11 protein-coding genes and 4 pseudogenes are annotated in these 18,800 nt (G+C 43.8%); all 15 read right to left on the reverse strand.

Going from position 1 to position 18,800, the window contains the following annotated elements; all coding sequences use genetic code 11:
* Positions 1-216: 216 nt before the first annotated feature.
* Positions 217-2,758, reverse strand: a pseudogene (locus DMB88_RS18140) (FAD-dependent oxidoreductase).
* Positions 2,751-3,068 carry an ArsR/SmtB family transcription factor gene (locus DMB88_RS18145; protein WP_128102485.1) on the reverse strand — a complete coding sequence of 106 codons (318 nt, stop codon included), beginning with the start codon at positions 3,066-3,068 and terminating at the stop codon, positions 2,751-2,753. The pseudogene DMB88_RS18140 and the gene DMB88_RS18145 overlap by 8 nt, the downstream one beginning before the upstream one ends.
* 248 nt (positions 3,069-3,316) lie before the next feature.
* Positions 3,317-3,761, reverse strand: a pseudogene (locus tag DMB88_RS18150) (MarR family winged helix-turn-helix transcriptional regulator).
* A gap of 237 nt (positions 3,762-3,998) precedes the next feature.
* The gene (gyrA, locus tag DMB88_RS18155) at positions 3,999-6,461 is read right to left on the reverse strand and encodes a DNA gyrase subunit A (RefSeq protein WP_128102486.1); all 2,463 of its coding nucleotides are present in this window, start codon (positions 6,459-6,461) and stop codon (positions 3,999-4,001) included.
* Positions 6,462-6,473: 12 nt separating this feature from the next.
* Positions 6,474-8,452: pseudogene (parE, locus tag DMB88_RS18160) on the reverse strand (DNA topoisomerase IV subunit B).
* Between the two features lie 76 nt (positions 8,453-8,528).
* Complete coding sequence (locus DMB88_RS18165) at positions 8,529-9,518, reverse strand: ABC transporter permease (RefSeq protein ID WP_128102487.1); 990 nt, start codon at positions 9,516-9,518, stop codon at positions 8,529-8,531.
* A complete protein-coding gene (locus DMB88_RS18170; RefSeq protein ID WP_128102488.1) occupies positions 9,511-10,476 on the reverse strand; it encodes an ABC transporter ATP-binding protein in 966 nt (321 codons plus the stop codon). The genes DMB88_RS18165 and DMB88_RS18170 overlap by 8 nt, the downstream gene beginning before the upstream one ends.
* A pseudogene (locus DMB88_RS18175) lies at positions 10,477-11,345 on the reverse strand (GDSL-type esterase/lipase family protein).
* A gap of 262 nt (positions 11,346-11,607) precedes the next feature.
* Positions 11,608-12,363 carry a CAP domain-containing protein gene (locus DMB88_RS18180; RefSeq protein WP_128102489.1) on the reverse strand — a complete coding sequence of 252 codons (756 nt, stop codon included), beginning with the start codon at positions 12,361-12,363 and terminating at the stop codon, positions 11,608-11,610.
* 387 nt (positions 12,364-12,750) lie between these two features.
* Positions 12,751-13,209 (reverse strand): GNAT family N-acetyltransferase, encoded by a 459-nt coding sequence (locus tag DMB88_RS18185; protein WP_128102490.1) that lies wholly within the window; start codon positions 13,207-13,209, stop codon positions 12,751-12,753.
* Positions 13,199-14,386, reverse strand: coding sequence for a formate-dependent phosphoribosylglycinamide formyltransferase (purT, locus tag DMB88_RS18190; RefSeq protein ID WP_128102491.1), 1,188 nt, complete (start codon positions 14,384-14,386; stop codon positions 13,199-13,201). Before purT ends, DMB88_RS18185 begins: the two co-directional genes overlap by 11 nt.
* A 342-nt stretch (positions 14,387-14,728) precedes the next feature.
* Positions 14,729-15,412, reverse strand: a complete 684-nt coding sequence (locus DMB88_RS18195) for an NAD(P)/FAD-dependent oxidoreductase (protein WP_368028203.1) — start codon at positions 15,410-15,412, stop codon at positions 14,729-14,731.
* The gene (locus tag DMB88_RS32130; RefSeq protein WP_368028204.1) at positions 15,409-15,750 is read right to left on the reverse strand and encodes an NAD(P)-binding protein; all 342 of its coding nucleotides are present in this window, start codon (positions 15,748-15,750) and stop codon (positions 15,409-15,411) included. The genes DMB88_RS18195 and DMB88_RS32130 overlap by 4 nt, the downstream gene beginning before the upstream one ends.
* A 61-nt stretch (positions 15,751-15,811) precedes the next feature.
* A complete protein-coding gene (locus tag DMB88_RS18200) occupies positions 15,812-16,801 on the reverse strand; it encodes an ABC transporter substrate-binding protein (protein ID WP_128102492.1) in 990 nt (329 codons plus the stop codon).
* 132 nt (positions 16,802-16,933) lie between these two features.
* Entirely contained in the window at positions 16,934-18,577 is a 1,644-nt protein-coding gene (locus DMB88_RS18205; protein WP_128102493.1) for a helix-turn-helix domain-containing protein, read from the reverse strand.
* Between the last annotated feature and the right edge of the window lie 223 nt (positions 18,578-18,800).

Raw genomic sequence — 18,800 nt, forward strand, 5'->3', positions numbered from 1 at the left:
ATCATATTTGATATATAAATTATATAAGCAAGCCCAGTAGGAGCTAATCAGTTTGATTGTAGCTTTTCCTTGAACGATGAGTTTATGCAGCCATAGTCTCGAACTGTAAGGTTGTTCTTGTCATCATAATCGCCAAAAACCTCTATTCCACTTGAGGTGAAATAGAGGTTTGATAAATTCGAGAGTAAGATTGAGTTAAGTTACGATTTTACACGTTTAGATAAACAAATTATGATTCGCCTGATCTGCTTGTCCGAGATAATAACCAACACCACCAATGACAGCCTGATCAATTAATTCCTCACGCTGTATGCCCATCAGATCCATCGACATCTGGCAAGCCACGATCTCTACCCCTTGTGCGATAGCAGACTGCATAAGTTGCTCCAGCGAAGCGACATTATTTTTTTTCATCAAACCTCGTATCATCTTCGGCCCTGCACCAAACATATTCATCTTGGAAAGTCCTAGCTTGAGACTGTTGCTTGGCAACATCATATCAAACATACGAGCCATACCTGTTTTAACAGGTGCTTGTAACCTCTCTTGCTTACGTATGATATTTAAGCCCCAGAAGGTGAAAAACATCGTTACTTTCCGTCCGCTTGCTGCCGCCCATTGGCAATAATAAACGAGGCAATGGCCTTATCGAGTTCACCGCTGAATACTACCATCGTACTGGCTTTATCAAGTTGTTGTGAATGGCTTGTGACAGGTGTATTATTCTTGGCCAAAACTGCTTCAATCACCCCGCCCTTGTCCCTCTCCAGCTTAAGGACGTCAGATCCGGACATCGTAGCCCATGCCTTCACATCCTCATAGAATCCTGGATCGGAAGCTTTCACTCGAAGTGTTTGCCCGTCTGCCAACTGGTCCATTTTTTGTTTCACCTCAATCAAAGGCCCTGGGCAACTCAAACCACATACATTCAATTCGTTATCGATGCGAAGTTCATCTGATGAATTTACAGATGATCCTTGCTTTGTTTCGTCATCCATCAGAATTCTCCCTTGCGTTTCCTGTACTTTATTCATTTCATTACCGTTAGTTCCATTATTGTTGTTACTTCCGTGATCCCCATCGCCGCTTCCACTTAAGACGGTTGCAGGTTTAAATTGCACCTGATGATAGGTTTTGTACCCCCCGCTTAAGTTTTTCACCTTATAGCCATGCTGACGCAGAATTTGTGTGGCGGTATAACCACGAAGGCCAACCTGGCAATAAACCCAAATTTCTTTGGAAGCATCCAGCTCATCGAGCCGTTGACGCAGCTCATCCACCGGAATGGACAATGAACCTGGAATACTCGCGTTACGGTGTTCAAGGTCACTCCTCACGTCTAGTAATATAGACTCCGCAGGATTGCGCTCTGAGAGTCGATCATACGTGAATGAGTCTACTCGGCCCTCGATCATGTTTTCAGCAGCATACCCAACCATGTTTACCGGATCTTTCGCAGAAGAGTATGGAGGTGCATAGCTCAATTCAAGTTCCGTCAGATCTCTTACATTTCCTCCGAAGTGAATCGCCACCGCAATATCATCAATTCGTTTGTCCACCCCCTCATAACCAACAGCTTGTGCACCTAGAATTTTCCCATCTGGAGCAAAGAGCAATTTTAATGTGACAGCACTGGAGCCTGGATAATAGGAAGCATGGGACGCGGGATGTACAATCACACTGCGATAGTCCTTCTGCATTCGTTTGAGCGTTTTCTCATTGCTTCCGGTAGATGCCCCCGTCAACCCAAATACTTTGATGATCGACGTTCCCTGAGTCCCTTTGTACGTAGTTGACAGACCAGCGATTTGATCCGCTACAATGCGTCCCTGTTTGTTCGCAGGACCCGCAAGCGGAATCGCTGTCTGCGTCCCATGAATGTAATCCTTTACTTCAATGGCATCACCGACCGCATAGATATGAGAGACACTGCTTTCCATCCTTTCATTGACGAGTATATGTCCACGCGAACCTAGAGCCACGCCACTGTTCTGCAAGAATGAAGTGTCTGGTGTAACGCCAATCGCCAGAATGACTAGATCAGCAGATAATACAGAACCATCCCACAGTTCTACGCCGATACCTTGATCCAACGTAAGGAAGCCTTGAACGCGTTGCGAAAATATAAGTTTTACTCCATTTTGCTCCATCTCTTGAGCTAGCGCAGCAGCAAGTTCAGGGTCAAACGGTGTTAACAGTTGATCATTGCCTTCTATCAAAGTTACATCGAGTCCAGCTTGCTTCAAATTCTCAGCCATCTCTACACCTATAAATCCTCCACCAATAACAATTGAACTTTGGTTGTTATGAGAACTTATTTGTTCTTTGATTCGATCAATATCCGGAATGTTCCGCACGGTATAAATTAACGGGTTCTCTTTACCAGGCAGATCAGGCACAAGCGGACGTGCGCCAGGTGACAAAATCAAGTCATCGTAGCTTTCCTCGTATAGACCACGTTCAGCACTACGTACGTGCACAGTGCGTTTAGTTGAATCAACAGCTATAACCTCACTTTTGGTGCGAACATCGATGTTGAATCGTTCCTCCATACCTTTCGGAGTCTGTACGAGTAGTCGTGCGCGCTCTTCAATTGTACCTCCAATGTAATAAGGCAAGCCGCAGTTAGCAAATGAAATATAAGGTCCCTTTTCAAACATAATGATCTCGGCATGTTCGTCCAGGCGCCGGAGGCGTGCAGCAGCAGATGCACCCCAGCGACACCTCCCACGATTAACACTTTTTTACGTTTATTCATCTTCGCATTCATCCTTCTCGAATAAAATCATGATCAACTGCTCTACACGTGCATCAGCAAGTACGTAATTCACTTCAAGACCATTTCGCTCGGTAGCAACAATTCCTGCACTGCGAAGCTTCTGCAAATGCTGTGACACCGTCGATTGCGGAAGATCCAAACACTCCTGCATATATGAAACGTTACATTTCTTTTTGCGCATCAAACCTCGAACGATACATAAACGCACCGGGTGAGACAGCGCCTTAAGAAACTCAGCTGGTTCGTCAAACTGTTTTAATTGATTCCGATCAAAAGCAGGAAACTCCAAAATAAGCCCTCCTAAAACGTTATAACGTAATATTACGATATATTGATTTTAAAGTCAATTTTATTTTCTAAAAGTCTTCTAACATGAATTCAAATGTTGTGCTGTTGATACGATTCTAATAAATTCAGGCTCAAAAAACAGACTCCCGGCTAATAAAAACCAGAAGTCTGTTCAGTAATTCTTTTTTGTTTTCTAAATCACCAAATATGATACTACCTAAGCCACCCTTATAAATACATTAACTTAGTTTAACCTGAACTCGTTAAGGCTGGCTGTTGAACGTTGGTTTTGGGTGTTGTCATTTTGCCAAGGAGGTATACCAGTAGTTGTTGATTGTGCATCGAAATATTACTAAGCACTGAATTCATGAAGTCATTGCGAATAGCAATGCCTCGCTCTGTCTCCTTCCGTCCTTTATCCGATAGAGAAACCCAGACGATCCGTCTGTCCTGATTATCTCGATCTCTACGGATCAAATCATTCTTCTCCATGCGATCAAGCAACATCGTTACCGCCGCAGGCGTTGTCGCCAAAAAAGGAATCAAATCAGATGGCTTCATTCTCTGGTGATCCTCAAGAACCTCCAGTACAGCCAACTGAGCTTCAGTTAGGGGGGGCTAATTCTTGATCCATATGCAATTTATAGTCCTTCGTTAACCTTGACCAGCATTTAGCAAAATCGGAATTATACATGTTATATCGCTCCTCTCTGCATCCGGTTATCACTTCACCTGCTTAAGTTTTCGCCCTCGAAAGCTGCATTCCTGCTGGGTTTTTGCAATTTCCTAGCGATCGACCGCAATCGACGAAGGTTGTTAAACTTCGCATGAAAGCTCTCTTGTAATCCGCCTCATAGCTACAAAAAAAGACTCCTCACATGACAGCATTAACTGTACTGTGAAGAGTCTTTCATTAGGAACATTTTGCAATTTATAATGTTGCGCCAGACTGATCTTCCGTAAAGTCTGCCAGCAATTCCATAATTTCGTCTTGTTTATCTACATGTACAAGTAACTTACCGATGTGCTTACGCTCTGTGATCGGTACACCTTCCGAAGAAATCGCATGCGTATGCCCTTCCTTCGTCATTACATTGAAGCTACGTTTTTCACGACAATAGAAGGCTGCTGCAATACGGCTACCGTTCGGTTTAACGCGCTTGCCTTCCTTGAACTCAAATGTCGCAAGACCTTTGCCTCCGCGGCTCTGTAATGCATAATCGAGCAATAATGAACGTTTGCCATAGCCCAGATCAGACAACACAGCAATTTCACCTTCATCGCCCTCTACCCATAGAGCAGCAACCACTTCGTCTGTATCTTTTAACTGTATCCCGCGTACGCCACCAGATACCCTTCCCATGGGATTCACTTCATCCTCACGGAAACGAATCGCCATCGCTTCTTTGGTAATCAGCATAATTTCTTTGTCACTCGTGCTTAAGTGAACAGATAATACCTCATCATCCTTGCCTACTTTGCACGCCGCCACAGCACCCGAACGTTTCGTTACATACTCTTTTAATTCGGTACGCTTCACCTGGCCTTTACGAGTCACAAACACCAGGCTGTGATTCGGCTCCTCAAATGACTTCACTGCAAGTACTGTGGATATCCGATCATCTTTGGCAAGTGGAATCACATTGACAATGGCTGTCCCTGGATCTTTCCATTTGAACTCTGGCACCTGATGAACAGGCAGAAGGAAATACTGTCCTTTCTTAGTGAACACCAGCAGGTTTTCAAGTGTATTCACTTCAAGAACTTGTGCAATATAGTCCCCTTCTTTTACACCGCTTCCGTTACGTTCCCCACCAGATCGGGAAAAGGACTGCATACCTGTACGTTTAATGTATCCTTCCTTAGACAAAGTCACAAATACATCTTCCGCATTAACCAGCACTTCCAAATTAACCTTAAGCTCTTCGACTTCACCTTGGATTGCAGAGCGGCGATCAATACCGTATTTCTCGCGAATCTCCAACAATTCCTTGCGAATAACTCCAATCAACTTGCGGTCACTATCCAGAATAGCGCGTAACTGTGCAATCTTTTTCATCAGATCGCCAAGTTCCTTCTCCAGCGAAGTGATCTCCAGATTCGTCAGACGGTATAATTGCAGGGTCAAAATCGAATCCGCCTGACGCTCGGAGAACCCAAACATCCACATCAGATTATTTTGAGCATCCTGGCGATTTTTTGATGCTTTGATCGCAGCGATTACTTCATCCAAAATGTTGAGTGCTTTAACGAGCCCTTCCAGCACGTGTGCACGGTCTTCCGCTTTCTCCAGCTCATACTGAGTACGGAACGTCACAACTTCACGCTGGTGGGCAATATAAGCCTCCAGAATCGCTTTTAAGCCTAATTGCTGCGGCGCTTTGTTGACTATCGCCACCATATTAAAGTTATAGGTGACCTGTAAATCGGTTTTTTTGAGCAAATAAGCCAGAATACCCTGTGCATCTGCTTCTTTTTTCAACTCGATGACGATACGTAGACCTTCACGCCCACTCTCGTCACGTACCTCTGCAATGCCTTCGACCTTTTTCTCCAGACGGATGTTCTCCATCGCCGTGACCAGGCGAGACTTTACGACTTGATAAGGAATCTCTGTAATGACAATCTGCTGTCTGCCACCACGCATATTCTCGATATCCGTTTTGGAGCGAATGTAGATACGTCCTTTACCCGTACGGTACGCATCCAGAATGCCATCTCCGCCCATGATCAATCCACCTGTAGGAAAGTCAGGACCTTTCATGAACATCATGATCTCTTCAAGTTCAATCGAAGGTTTCTCCATCACAGCAATACTTGCATCAATGACTTCCCGCAGATTATGCGTTGGGATCTCGGTTGCAAAGCCAGAAGAAATCCCGCTTACCCCGTTAACCAGCAAGTTCGGGTAACGTGAAGGCAATACAACGGGCTCTTTAGCTGTATTATCAAAGTTATCCTTGAACAAGACGGTACGTTTTTCAATATCACGTAACATCTCCATTGCAATCGGTGACAAACGCGCTTCTGTATAACGCATCGCTGCAGCCGGATCATCATCCTGCGAGCCCCAGTTACCATGACCGTCCACCAGCATATGGCCCATTTTCCATGGCTGTGCCATCCGCACCATACCATCATAGATGGAGGAGTCACCGTGAGGGTGGTAGTTACCCATAACGTCCCCAACAGTTTTGGCAGACTTACGATACGGCTTCTCAGGCGTATTACCTGAGTCATACATGGCATACAAAATACGCCGCTGCACGGGTTTTAACCCATCACGCACATCGGGGATTGCCCGATCCTGAATAATGTATTTGGAGTAGCGACCGAAACGGTCACCGACGACCTCTTCAAGAAAGGCCGGCATAAATTGTTCTGATAGACTCATTCCAAGCACCTTCTATTCTTCGTACTCTGTAAAGTCAACGTTCTCTACAATCCAGCGTTTACGTGGGTCTACTTTGTCACCCATAAGTGTAGATACCCGACGCTCTGCTTTTGCCGCATCGACAATCTCAACTTTGAGCAATGCACGCGACTCCGGGTTCATTGTCGTTTCCCACAGTTGATCAGGGTTCATCTCGCCCAATCCTTTGTAACGCTGAAGTTCGACGTTTTTACCTAATTCTTTCATGTAATTGGCCAACTGTTCATCCGTCCATGCATAACGAACGGTTGACATTTTGCCTGATTTGCTAGTGATTTTGTATAGCGGCGGCTGAGCAATGTACACTTTGCCCTCATCAATCAAAGGTTTCATATAGCGATAAAAGAACGTAAGCAACAATACCTGAATATGCGCACCGTCTGTATCGGCATCTGTCATAATGATGATTTTGGAATAATTGCTGTCTTCAACCGCAAACTCGGTACCAATACCTGCTCCAATGGCAGCAGTAATGGCACGGTACTCTTCATTTTTCAAAATGTCAGCAAGCTTGGCTTTCTCTGGGTTGAGCGGCTTTCCTTTTAGCGGAAGAATAGCTTGAATTTTGGAATCCCGCCCTTGTTTCGCTGAACCTCCCGCTGAATCTCCCTCTACAATAAACAGCTCATTCCGGGAAAAATCCTTCGATTGTGCAGGAGTTAACTTACCGTTTAGATTGGAGCTTTCGCTACGCTTTTTGCCTGAACGCATCTCGTCACGTGCTTTACGCGCCGCTTCTCTTGCACGAGATGCCTGAACTGCCTTGCGAATAAGCGTCTGCGCAACCTGTGGGTTCTCTTCCAAAAAGCGCTGCATGTTCTCTGCCACGACAGAATCCACTACACTTCGAGCAGATGCGCTTCCGAGTTGGTCTTTCGTTTGACCGACGAATTCAACCTCAGACATTTTGACACTAATAACAGACATCATACCTTCACGAAGATCGTTACCTTCTAGGTTTTTGTCCTTTTCCTTAATCATGCTCGTCCGTCTTGCATATTCATTCATCACACGGGTGTAGGCTGTCTTGAATCCGGTCTCATGTGTTCCCCCACCCTAGTAGGTATGGAGTTAACAAATGACGCTAGCGTTTCGGTATAACCAGCGTTGTACTGAATCGCCACTTCGACTTCGATATCATCCTTCTCCGCAACAAAATGAATGACATCATGTAGCACATCTTTATTTTCGTTCAAGTATGCGACAAATTGACTTGCTCCACCTTCATACATGTACTCATCTTGATTTCCTGAGCGCTCATCCTTGAGCACAATCCGTAGACCAGAGTTTAAGAAAGCAATCTCTTGCAAACGCTCCGCGAGTGTATCGTAATTTAACTGAATACCATTTTGAAAAACACGAATATCCGGCTTGAACGTAACCTTCGTTCCGGTGCGATTAGTGTTACCCAGCACTTCAAGACCTGTAATAGGCTCTCCGACATGCTCCACACCTTTTTTATCTTGCCAATATTCGAATCGTTGACGATGAATCTTACCATCACGGAAAATTTCAACTTCTAGCCACTCAGACAAAGCGTTCGTCACCGAAGCACCAACGCCGTGAAGTCCGCCAGATTTCTTGTATCCTGATCCACCGAATTTTCCGCCTGCGTGCAAAATCGTAAACACGACCTGGGGAGTAGGAATCCCTGTTTTATGTATACCTGTCGGAATTCCCCTTCCGTTATCCTGAACCGTAATGGAACCGTCCTTATGCAGGGTGATATCGATTTTGGAGCAGAATTTGGCGAGATGTTCGTCGACAGCATTGTCAACAATTTCCCATACCAAATGATGCAGACCTGAAGAACTGGTGCTGCCGATGTACATCCCGGGCCGTTTCCGAACCGCAACCAGTCCTTCAAGTACTTGAATGTCGTCCGCGTCGTAGCCTGAAGACCCTTGTCCCCCGCCTGTCGAACCTGCCGACATATCGATTTGCTCGACCATTCATGCTCCCCCTTCTTCACTACCAACTAAAAAAAATTCTAAAATGCAAACAGATGTTTTCTTATCCTTGTCCATTTTAATTCAAGATATCCCGTTTCGTAAAGACAAGGAATGACACAATGAGTGAAGCAATGCCCCAAACACTAAGCACAATAAGGGAAAATGACAAATTCATTCCTTCAATTGGAGGTAATCCACCTGACAAATAATTAGGAAGTTCAAGGTTTACCATGAAGAGATATTTGGCTGTTTCCCACGAAGCTGCCATATTCGTAAGGATCGTTCCTGCGATAAGAGCAGCCATCATAATGACAATACTTGCAGCTGTACTCCGTACCAGAACGGATACCATGAAGGCCAGCATTGCAACGATCACACTAACAAACCAAATTAACCCCGCCTGCATAAGCATATACTGCCACTGATCTACAGCATGTACAGTTGACATATCCACTTCTGTCCCCACAATCTTGAAGCCCGTGAAGACCGGCATCGTAAATCCTTTATATCCAAAAACTGCGCCCGATATGGCATAACAGATAACATAAGCCGATACCACGATAATCGAGACAAACATGATCAGCGTGATCAGTTTGCTTAGCAGCACTTTCCATCGCCTAACCGGACGAGTTAAGAGCATTTTAATGGTTCCTGTTGTACGTTCTCCTGACACAAGATCTGAAGCAATCGCCATGATTAGTAAGGGGATAAATAAACCAACCGCATTGTTCATGAACTCTCTCGTAAAGGTAACACCACCCGGTTCTTTCGGATTGATGTCATTTTCCAGATAATATTGCATCTGCTGGATATACACCGTTCTATATTTCTTAAATTCTTCAGGAACCCGATCACTGCCAAGCGAGTTCTGATTATCAGTAATCGCCTGTTGCAGTTCAAGTCGCCAATCGCCGTTAAACTTGTCCTGATTATTTTGCGAAGATTTCATCTGTGCATACGTAAACATCGGTACCAAAACGGCCAGAACGATAAAAATAATATAAAGGCGTTTTTTCTTCACCATTTTAATCGTTTCGTTGCGAATTAATGGCATGATATTATTCAATGGATTCACCTTCTGTCATTTTTAAGAATAGTTGTTCCAGTGTAGGCTGGATACGCTGCACACCTTCCACTTGAATCCCGGCTTGAACCATTTGTTGTACCAGATCAGGGATCCGTTCTTCGGGCATTTCAGCGACAACAGCGTTAGAACCAAGTCCTGCAACAAGGGTGTCATCCATCACATTGCCAGGTCGATCGACCAGCGTAATTCCTGCATCAAGCAGCAACTTTTTGCCTTGTTCCAGGGGTGTAAGATGCCATATTGCTATCTTCGAATGGTCTTCAATTAATTCATGAACGCCACCAACCGCAAGAACACGTCCAGCACTAATAATGGCTACACGATCACAGAGAAGCTGAATTTCACTTAACAAATGACTGCTGACAAATACAGCCATACCTTCACTAGCGAGCTGCTTGATAAAGATACGTAATTCCTTAATCCCCTTAGGGTCAAGTCCATTCGTCGGTTCATCCAAGATGAGCAGACGTGGACGTCCAAGCAGTGCTTGGGCAATCCCAAGCCGCTGACGCATTCCCAGAGAATACGTTCTAACCTTGTCATGTATCCGCTGATCGAGCCGAACAATATCAACAACTTCCTGAATGCGGTCGTGATCCACACCAGGCTGCATACGAGCGAAATGTTCAAGGTTCTCCCACCCGGTCAAATATGTATATACCTCTGGATTCTCAACGATCGAACCAACATACTTCAGAGCTCTCTCCGGATCTCGGTTCACATCATAACCACAGACTTTAATTTTGCCTTCAGTTGGTTTGATCAGATCCACAAGCATACGAATGGTGGTTGTTTTACCTGCTCCATTGGGTCCTAGAAATCCAAAAATCTCGCCTGGCCTAACGTCAAACGTAACGTCCTTAATAATCCATTTACGTCCAATTTTTTTCTTCAGATGTTGTACGGATAATACCGAATCGTATTGCTTCTCTGCCATTTATTTAGCGCTCCCCTCTGCCGGTGTCTCTGCTTGATATTCCTGTGCAATCCGAACCGCAATCTGTTCATAACCTTGTCCATTCGGATGGAAATGATCGGATGATAAATATTCCCCGAGATGATTCTCAAATAGATCAAATGTAGGAACAAGGGTCATATTATCTTCGTTGTCCAGAATAGCAGAAGCCGCATCGTTCCATGCTGAAACTACTGCATTGCCGGGCTTCTCCAGTTCTTTCACATCACCAAACGGATTATACAGACCAAGGTATGCAATCTGAGCAGTAGGATTAATCTCCTTTACTTTCTTCAAAATTTCCTGAAGGCGTTTAGATGTTTCCGGTAAAGCGGCTGACAACGATTCTGCTGTTGGTGGATCTTCCCCTGCAGAACTTGTCCTCCCTGGAACAGGTCATTCGCACCAATTGAAATAAGAATAAAATTGGACTGTTTCAGCACATAACGTACGCCTTGTTCATCAAGTTTCGTCAATAACGCATCCGTTCTCAGTCCATTAACACCAAGGTTATTCAAAACCTGAACATCGTAACCTTCATCTTTTAGAATATTTCCTGCACGTCTAACAAAGCCGAGACCCTGATCATCTCCTGTACCTCTTGCTAGGGAATCCCCAATAACAGCCATGTGTATCTTGCCATCCTCTACGACAGCCGGTTCATCCTGTTTATCGTTTGATGCAGCCGCCTTATCACCTGAGTTTAGCGATGTGTCTCCTTCAGGATTAATAACGTCTTTTATGGCGTAGCCAAATCCAAATAACAGCAACAAAGTTGCCAGTATCGAAACTGTACCTACAATTCGCCAGATCCATGGCGCTGAATCCAGTATTTTTTTCTGCTTTTTCATCCATCACATCTCCACTCATCACACCGCTTTGGTGCTCATAATTTATAAATGACTTTACACTAAAGATGATGTTTTCTTAAATAACATAAATCTTCTGTCGTTAATTTGCAAACTTTGTCATGGTAACTGTAAAATGCATTTTCATTATGTCATTTTACGGCAAAAAGGTTATACCATACACAGAAGTTTATCTGTGTTGGCATAACCTTTTTGGAAGCTTTATTTTATCATATATTATTCTTCATTACACATATAGCTGAACTTATTTACCTACGAACTCTTGAGCCCAGTATCCGTTGTAGTATCCAACACCGATTTGAGTGTAGTTTTTGTTCAGAATGTTTGCACGGTGACCTTCACTGTTCATCCAAGCTGTAACAACTTCTTGCGGTGTTTTTTGACCTTGGGCAATATTCTCCCCAGCGTAGCTGTAAGTTACGCCAAACTGTTTCATCATGTCAAATGGAGAACCATACGTTGGTGATTGGTGAGCAAAGTACTTATTGTCACTCATATCTTTAGCTTTCGCAAGAGCAACTTTATCCAGAAGTGCATCGGAAGCCAGTGCATTTAGACCAGCTTTGGCACGTTCAGCATTCACCAATTTTACAACTTGAGCAGCAAAATCGGACTTAGTGCTGTCGGTGTTCGTGTTGTTTGTATTACCTGCATTGCCTGTGTTGTTTGTATTACCTGTGTTTCCTGTATTCGAAGGATCTTTAGCTGGCGTAGTCGCAGGCTTGTCTTCTTTAACTGGTTGTGCTGGTTTAGCAGGAGCAGTAGGTGTAGTCGGCTGAGCTTCAGGCTCTTTAACCACTTGGCCATTCGTAACAGTGAATCCATTGTCTTTCAACCATTTCTCCAAGAAGGTTTGCAAGCTACCTACATCTGTAATTTTGTATGATTGCTTATATGTGGATGGGTTAGCAGCAGATGCGGAGGCAGGGAGCATAACCCCTACAGCCAATACAGCTGTCAAACTTCCAGCGACGACAGTTTTGATCAAGTTCTTCTTCAAATAATTCATCTCCTCAAAAATTAATTATGACAACTTTGTAATGAATACTCTAGCAGTATATCAATTAAGAGGAGTGTTGTGAACCTTTAAAATATGGAAAAATGACTTTTTTGTCATTTTTATAACTGTTTCAAAGCTGACTCAACGGTTTAAATGACTATGCTAACGGTATAAAACGACTTTATCACGGTGTACATCAAAAACTATTTTCTGAGATAGATCAGAAGAAAAAAGCCCACAATCCTACGCTTTATTGCTTTATGTAACTACATATCGAAAAAAAAATGGCATCCAGACCGATAAAGCTTGTCCGAATGCCATCATTTTGTCTTGTTAAACCACAGAGGGAGCCCTGTTGGGTTCCTCTAAAGGAAAAGACTTTACTATCTATAGAAGGACTTTACTGAAACGATATCCTTTTTTATTGAAGCCAATATGCTCGTAGAAAGAATATGTTGGTGAAGTAGCTTCGCGATTACCTCCGGTAACAAACAGCTGTTTGCCGCCTTTCTGTTTGCCCCAAGCCTCTGCACGAGCCATCAAACGACGACCAATTCCGCCTCCACGATGTTCTTCTCCCACAATTAAAGAAGTAATCTGTGCTGCTGGTTCTGGATAGGCATGACTTTGCACACATTGCAAGCCAATCACACCAATAATTTGTTCATCCACTTCAGCAACAAGCATGCAAGCATTCGGATTGTTCTCCAACCCTTCGATACGCTCTTTCATAACATTTGTTGTTGTTGGATAGCTGACCTCTCGCATCAATCCTGTTACCGCTTCTGCATCTCGCAGTTCACACTCTCGGATCATCAGTACAGGGGCCTGGGCATTATTGGACATGATTTACCTCCACTTTCAGCATATTTGCGGCTTGAACCGCTGTTTTTCGAGCTTCTTCCACATTTGAGTCTGCACTTAACGCTACAGCCATTCGGCGTCCAACCTTGGTCTCAGGCTTACCAAAAACTCGAACCTGAGTACGTGGAAGTGCCAATGCTTCTTCGATACCGCCTATAGTAAAGTCAGATGTTTCATCAGTCGCTTTCAGCGTAGCTGAAGCTCCCGGTGTGAGCAAATGTACGCCCGTTACCGGAAAACCAAGGATAGCACGGACATGTAATGCAAACTCAGAACAATCCTGAGTAATCATTGTAACCATGCCTGTATCATGTGGACGAGGGGATACCTCGCTAAACACAACACCATCCGCAGTCAGAAACAGTTCAACCCCGAAGAGTCCATATCCGCCAAGTTCATCGGTAACAGACTTGGCAATATGACAAGCTTGCTTCCATTGTTCCGGCGTCATCGCATGAGGCTGCCAAGATTCGACATAATCCCCATCCTTCTGAATATGACCGATCGGAGGACAAAATACCGTCCCTGATACAGATCTTACAGTTAACAGCGTAATTTCACTCTCAAATTTCACGAAGCTCTCTACGATGACACGTACAGACTTGCCTCTAGCTCCCGAAAGAGCAATGTTCCAGCAGTCCTCTACATCATCTGGCGTACGGCATACACTCTGCCCTTTGCCCGAAGAACTCATCAGTGGTTTGATCACACAAGGTGTACCCAATTCACGAACAGCTTCTTGAAGTTGTTCCAGATTGTCTGCAAATAGATAAGCTGCTGTTGGAAGTTTCAATTGTTCCGCTGCCAGACGACGAATACCTTCACGATCCATCGTTAAACGAGCAGCACGAGCCGTAGGTACGACACAAAATCCTTCTTCCTCAAGCTCAAGCAGAGCTTCTGTCGCAATAGCTTCGATCTCAGGTACAATATAATGCGGTTGTTCCTTACGAATCAATTGTTTCAGAGCCTCGGCATCTAGCATGTCGATGCAGTATGACCGGTGTGCAACCTGCATTGCAGGTGCATTCTCGTAACGATCAACAGCGATCGTTTCGACTCCCAGCCGCGTGGCCTCAATAACGACCTCTTTTCCCAATTCTCCGCTGCCTAATAGCAGCATTTTTTTGGCTTGAGCCGAAAAAGGAGCACCCCACATGTTCTTTCCAATCCTCCCAAAGAGAAATCTTCTATATCTGTCTCTCTATTTTCGGGGTTTTGGTTAAAGATTGCAAGAGTACTCCCTATTTTTCTTGTGAATTTTACAAGATTTTTTCTGTTTTTTCGATCAAATTTTACAATTATTGCTTAGCGTTTTGGCACTCTTTCCAATCTTCCCAGAAATAAGGATATAAATATAATGTTAAAGCTTGTCATGTAAGAGGCTCAACATCTCGGAGATCTCAGTCACCTTTCATGATAGAGGAGAAACCGATTGACGAACGATGAGAAAACGTAAATCTTCTCCTACATGTCTACGACAAAACATTTCATTGCCCACTTATGAACGGGATATACTCCGATTTTTATCACGGAAGAGCTCATTATGGGAGGAAACATACGCCATCCTAGCTGCCTCTGGATTCAAGTATAGTTTCGCACGATTCACCGCAACGATTGCATCATTAAAAGCCCCAGCTATGAGCCGTACTTTGCTCTCATTGGTGGCACAATCTCCAGCTGCAAATACACCCGGTAGGTTGGTCTCAGCGTGTTGACTCATCAAAACCATTCCGTCACTCATTTTTAATCCACAACTGGCAAGATCACTTAGATTACTTGTATATCCATGGCTAATCACTACTTCATCCACATCCAATAAGATATGCTCTCGGTTCAACGTATGCGTAATGCCAACCTGGTTAATGCGTTCACCATTGGTTTGTAGCTGTGTAATCTGATACGGAGTTCTTACATCCGCTATCTCGTACATCTCGCTGACATTCCGTTCCATTGCACGAAATTCAGATTGACGATGAACCACGTTAACACGTTGAGCAACTTTAGCAAGTTCAATGGCCCAGTCTACAGCACTGTTGCCTCCACCTGAAACAAGCACACGTTTACCTGCAAAGTATTCCGGGTTTTGCACCGTATAGTGAAGATTTACATGCTCATTATCATTTGATTCCTGGAGCTCTAGCCTCTGAATTTCAGCGACGCCACGACCTACTGCGATGATCATCGTTCGGGTATAGTGGATCTCCCCTCAGTGGTATACATCGCCAATATTCCGTTATCCAGACGAGAGAAGCGTTCCATCTGACGATTGAATATAACCGTTGGGTTAAATGTGTTGGCCTGCTGTACAAGCCACTCTATCAACTTCGAACATTTCATAGGTGGTAACCCACCTACATCCCAAATCGTCTTCTCGGCATAGGTGTGCAGAAATCCGCCAAGTTGATCTTTACCTTCAATAATTTTGACCTTCATCTCACGCATGCCCGCATAAAAGGCCGCATACATTCCGGCAGGGCCGCCTCCAATGATGGTTACATCATAAATATCTTCTTCACGCATTGTGAACACATCCTGTATTCATTAGTTATGAAATGCGAGACTCGATAGCGGAGTCCATTTTCTACAATTCATTTTTCTCCTCAAAAGCAGCAACGATATCATCAATCACATAGCTATCTGCAAGTGGAGCCATACCTAGATTGAACCATTCCTTGCCACCTACCATGTACACATGATCTCCCTTGACGGCTTTTAGATTTTTCCACAATGATGTCGATAACATCTGTTCAAATTTCTTTTTAATTTCCGGATTATTCTCGTCATCAAGCTGAACGATTAGATGATCTGCATCGTACTCAGGCAGCACCTCCAGGGATACGGACATGGCCTTTTCGGACTGCGGGAAATTAGGAACCGGCTTCATTCCGAGTCGTTTGTGTACAAAGTTGCCTCGGTCGATGTTTTCACCATGCATTACAATTTCTTTTTCCATGACCCGAATATACAGCACCGTTTCATCACCAATCAGTTTGTTCAATGTGTCAGCAGCTGTCTTCTCCTTCTGCACTAAATCTTGTATGACCTTCTCGGCCTGCTCTTCCTTGTCTACAATTTTGGCGATATCACGAAGCTCATCACGCCAGTCATCACGACCTTGCAACAATACAGTTGGGGCTATTAGCGTCAACTGGTCATAGTCTTTTTCAGACCACCAGGCTGGAGCAATAATTAAATCAGGATTCGCTTCCATAATAGCTTCAAAATTTGGTGTTTTGCCAATGCCCATTTTCATCGTATTCGAGAAAGGCTCTGACAGATATGAAGGAAATTCGTCATGATAATTTTGTACAGCAACAGGCACAATACCAAGGGCATACAAAAATTCTGGATATACTACGGATAGACCAACCACCCTTTGTGGTGATTCTGGAATTTCAATTTCGCCCATCTCACTATTCACTGTTTTTACGTTACTTTCTTGTGACGTTGCTCCACTCTCCACATGATCCTGTCCGGAGCCCGTGCTTACTTCCTGCCCCTTCGCACCACACGCGGTAATAACGAGCAGAATCAAAATTGTGCTTACTAAAGTTAGCCATTTAAATCTCATTTCTGTATGTACCCCCTATATGTCAATAAGTAATGACAATGTCTAATTAATAATAATTATCATTATCATCGTGATATAGGAGTAGTATAATTAAATTTAGTCTAGCATGATATTGACGATTCAGACTTTTTACTATGGACGATCGTGCCATAGCTTTAATAGTTCGTGCAGCATAAGTTCATGGGTAAACGCAGTATAATCGAGCAGAACGCTAGACATTAATATGTCCACCTTACCGTTTCGTACAGCATCAATGTTATTCCATTCGTCTGAAGCTCGAAGGCGTGTCCAAGTCTGTTTAGAAGTCTCATCTTCACCTATGATCAACAATAATCTTGCAAAATGGAGCATGGATACTTCCTGTAGGGTGACGGAATCCTTGTTCCAGAGAGCCTCTGTTCCTGAAGGAGCATTCATTTCCATATCTTCATAAAAGACAGAAGCAATACTTCCAGGTCCAAGTACCTGCAGATGCTCACCGTACACTTTCAAGACGAGCAATTCGTCTTCACGAATTGTCACTGCAAGCTCCCTCTTCACTTGGGCTGCCTGCTCTTCGTACCGCTTAAGCCACACATCCGCGATATCCGATCTATCCAAAAATCGAGCAACCACTCTCAAATGCTCTTTCCAGTCATTGTTTTCCCAAGGAATCGTGCAGACGGGAGCAATGGTCTGAAGCTGACTTTGCAAAGACTCAGACTGATCTGTTGATACAGCAACAATATAATCTGGTTGAATGGATTCAAGCTGTTCCAGCCAAGTGTCCTCCACTTCTGCGAGTGGGATCACCTTGTCCGTCTGATATTTTCGACGGTAATAATTCGTCCACGGATGACGTGCTGGAGCGGCACATGGGATGATCTGTAATGCAAGCAGGATGCCAATACTGAACGGATGAACGGCAGCAATTTTTTGTTTGCTATTGCGTATGAATGCGGCTGGTGGAATACCCGAGATTTGTTTGAATTTACGGCGGAAATATGATTCATCCTGATAACCTACATATGAAGCAACATCCTTGAGTCGATAATTGTGATCGTTCCTCATCAAAATCTGGGCCTGCTTGATTCGGTAAGAGGTCAAATAATCCATTGCACTACAACCATATCTCTTTTTAAATACACGCATGAAGTGCCTTGAACTCATTCGCGCAACAGCTGCCAGCTCCGGAATGCTTATTTTATTCGTATAATTCTGCTCCAAGTAGATCTTCACCTGTTCAACAGGTAAAGCCTGTTCATTCTCATCTGCAAGAACACCATCGGAAAATATGGTATACATTAGCTCCTGAAATCGAATCTGGCCGTAATACCGTTTCAAGCCGTCTTTGTCCATGATGAACTGATAGATCATCTGGCAGAGTTCACCTACAACAACGGGTGAAAGGGATGTTAGTTCACCGTTTAGCTCATAACGGATCAGCTGCTTGATTCGATCCAAAGCTACTAATTTGTCTTGCTTCTGTGTGAACAATACATCAAAGCTCATATGATACACACCGTATTCGTCTAAGGAATGCACATTCGCCTCTACCAATTGCCCAGGAAAGCCGATATATAGTCCGCCTGAACGCAACTCCACAAAATTACCGTCGATCCTTAACCAGCCCTGTCCACTAACCACAAATATAAGCAGATAAGTTTCAATAAAATGCTTTTTCAAGAACCATTCGCTCGTATTCTCATTTGTATGATCTATATAAGTGAGCTTAAAATGCATATGATCCAACGGCTCAAACCGAGCTGATGGTATAGTCGTATAGGTATCGTGCAAAGATCTCCCTCCAGCCCTAAGTATCGATTTTCTCTAAGTTGTTTCAATATAACATATGAATTCTAGCTTGATCTAAGATAAACGTTTCATAAGATGACCATCGTTTGTTGATTTTATTGAATTGACAGTAAAGGGAGTACTAGATAAAAAAACACCCCGGTAACCTTTATACTTGCCTCCAACGAATAGGTTGCTCTTATCCGAGAAGATCAAGTTAAAAGAA

Origin of the sequence: Paenibacillus sp. DCT19 (assembly GCF_003268635.1) — a bacterium.
Lineage (GTDB): Bacteria > Bacillota > Bacilli > Paenibacillales > Paenibacillaceae > Paenibacillus.